This is a genomic window from Streptomyces griseorubiginosus (genome assembly GCF_017614965.1).
Classification (GTDB): Bacteria; Actinomycetota; Actinomycetes; order Streptomycetales; family Streptomycetaceae; genus Streptomyces; species Streptomyces griseorubiginosus_B.
Genome location: NZ_WVUG01000586.1, coordinates 1 through 2,060 on the forward strand (window position 1 = coordinate 1; position 2,060 = coordinate 2,060).

Genomic DNA, 2,060 nt, shown 5'->3' on the forward strand with positions numbered 1-2,060 from the left:
GGACATGACCAAGCTGACGCTGGAGACCATCGCGCGGACCGGGTTCGGCCACGACTTCGGCTCCTTCGAGCGGTCCCGGCCGCACCCCTTCATCACCGCGATGGTGGGCACGCTCACCTACGCCCAGCGGCTCAACTCCGTTCCCTTCCCCGGGCTGCTCCGGCGCGCCGCGCGGCGCAACGCGGCCGACATCGCCTTCCTCAACCGCACGGTCGACGACCTGGTCCGCGCGCGGCGCACGGCGGGCGGTGACGGCGACCTGCTGGACCGGATGCTGGAGACCGTCCACCCCGAGACGGGCGAACGGCTCTCCCACGAGAACGTCCGCCGGCAGGTCATCACCTTCCTGGTGGCCGGCCACGAGACCACCTCGGGCGCCCTCTCCTTCGCCCTGCACTACCTCTCCCGCCACCCCGAGGTCGCCGCGCGCGCCCGTGCGGAGGTCGACCGCGTCTGGGGAGAGACCCCGACGCCCGGCTACGACCAGGTGGCCAAGCTCCGGTACGTACGCCGGGTCCTGGACGAGTCGCTGCGGCTGTGGCCGACCGCGCCCGCGTTCGCCCGCGAGGCCGTCCAGGACACCGTGCTGGCCGGACAGCACCCGATGCGACGGGGTGCCTGGACGCTGGTGCTCACCCCGATGCTGCACCGGGACCCCACGGCTTGGGGCGCCGACGCGGAGCACTTCGATCCGGACCGCTTCGACCCGAAGGCGGTACGCTCCCGCCCGGCGCACACCTTCAAGCCGTTCGGCACCGGAGCGCGGGCGTGCATCGGCCGGCAGTTCGCGCTGCACGAGGCGACCCTGGTGCTCGGCCTGCTGCTGCGCCGCTACGCGTTCGTCCCCGACCCGGGGTACCGGCTGCGGGTGACCGAGCGGCTCACCCTGATGCCGGACGGGCTGCGGCTGCACCTGGACCGCCGCACGGTGACCGCCGGTGCGACGGCCACGGTCGAGGAGGCTCCGTCAGAGCTGCGCTGCCCAGTGCACCGGGCGGGTGACTGAGCCCGGCAGCCGGGTGCCGGCGCTCCCCCGGGCCCCGTTCAGCTGGGGCTGGGTCAGGAAGAACGCGCCGGTCAGATCGGTGTCGGTGAGCTCGGCGTCCCGCAGGTCGGCTCCGATCAGGTCGGCGCCCCGCAGATCGGCACCGGTGAGGTCGGCGGCTATCAGACAGGCGCCGCGCAGATTCGCCCCGCGCAGGTCGGCGCCCTTGAGGCGGGCGCCGATGAGATCGGCCCCGCGGCGGTCCTTCCTACGGCCCCGGACACCCGCCCGCGTCAGCTCGCTCGCCTCCAGCAGCAGGACGTTCACCGTCTGCCGGTGCGCGCCGACATCCAACGCGGCCAACCGGTCGGGGCCCTGACCGGCGAGGCTTTCGGTCTCCTCCAGGAGGCGGCGCAGCTCGGCGTGGAGGGGGCGGGCGGCCGGCAGGGTGAGCGCCTCGGTGAGGTACCACAGCAGCTCGTGCAGCTGCCGTACGACCGGAAAGACGTCGAACATCAGCCGGGCGTGCTCCCGCGAGCGGGCGCGCCAGTCCTGTCCGCCGAAGGTGATCTGCGAGACCCGCTGTCCGGCGCCGAAGCAGTCGTAGACCGTGCAGCCGCTGAACCCCTTCTGCCGCAGCGTGGCGTGAATGCCGCACAGGTGATCGCCCCGGAGGTTCGGGCAGGGTGTGCCGGCCCGTTTGTCGATCGCGAAGTCGGCGGAGGCGGCGAAGGGCAGGGCGACACAGCAGAGCCCGAAACACCGCTCGCAGTCGGCACGCAGGTCGGTGCTGCCGACGGTCTGATCTGGCATATCGCACATGCTATCGACCGCGGCTTCCCCGAAGGGCACCCGCACCCGCGCGCCACCTCCGGTCCGCCGGCTAGAGATGCCGTGCCGCCTCGGTGGCCTCGATCTGCTCCCGCAGCTTCGCGATCTTCTCCTTCTTCGCCTCGATCCCGCGGACGATGAGCCGCAGATGGGCCGACGACTCGGGTACGGCCGCCTCGAACTCCCTGAGCCGCCGCTGCTCCACGGCGAGTTCGGTCCTGAGCCGGGACGCGGGGTCCGCGGG

General features: G+C 72.9%; 2 protein-coding genes and 1 pseudogene. 1 reads left to right on the forward strand and 2 read right to left on the reverse strand.

Translation table 11 applies throughout. The annotated features are described in order from the left end of the window. A partial coding sequence (locus GRC12_RS43920; protein ID WP_208786016.1) for a cytochrome P450 occupies positions 1-1,006 on the forward strand: 1,006 nt, incomplete at its 5' end. Here the strand turns inward: GRC12_RS43920 and GRC12_RS46620 are convergent. Together GRC12_RS46620 and GRC12_RS43930 are read right to left on the reverse strand one after the other, a co-directional pair. Then, positions 968-1,798 (reverse strand): pentapeptide repeat-containing protein, encoded by an 831-nt coding sequence (locus GRC12_RS46620; protein ID WP_208786017.1) that lies wholly within the window; start codon positions 1,796-1,798, stop codon positions 968-970. The two genes, GRC12_RS43920 and GRC12_RS46620, sit on opposite strands and share 39 nt — an antisense overlap. Before the next feature lie 70 nt (positions 1,799-1,868). After that, a pseudogene (locus tag GRC12_RS43930) lies at positions 1,869-2,060 on the reverse strand (GIY-YIG nuclease family protein); the annotation flags it as partial.

Coding starts and splice junctions, on each gene's coding strand:
- GRC12_RS46620 (WP_208786017.1), bottom strand. CDS start 1,798: ATGCCAGATCAGACCGTCGGCAGCACCGACCTGCGTGCCGACTGCGAG.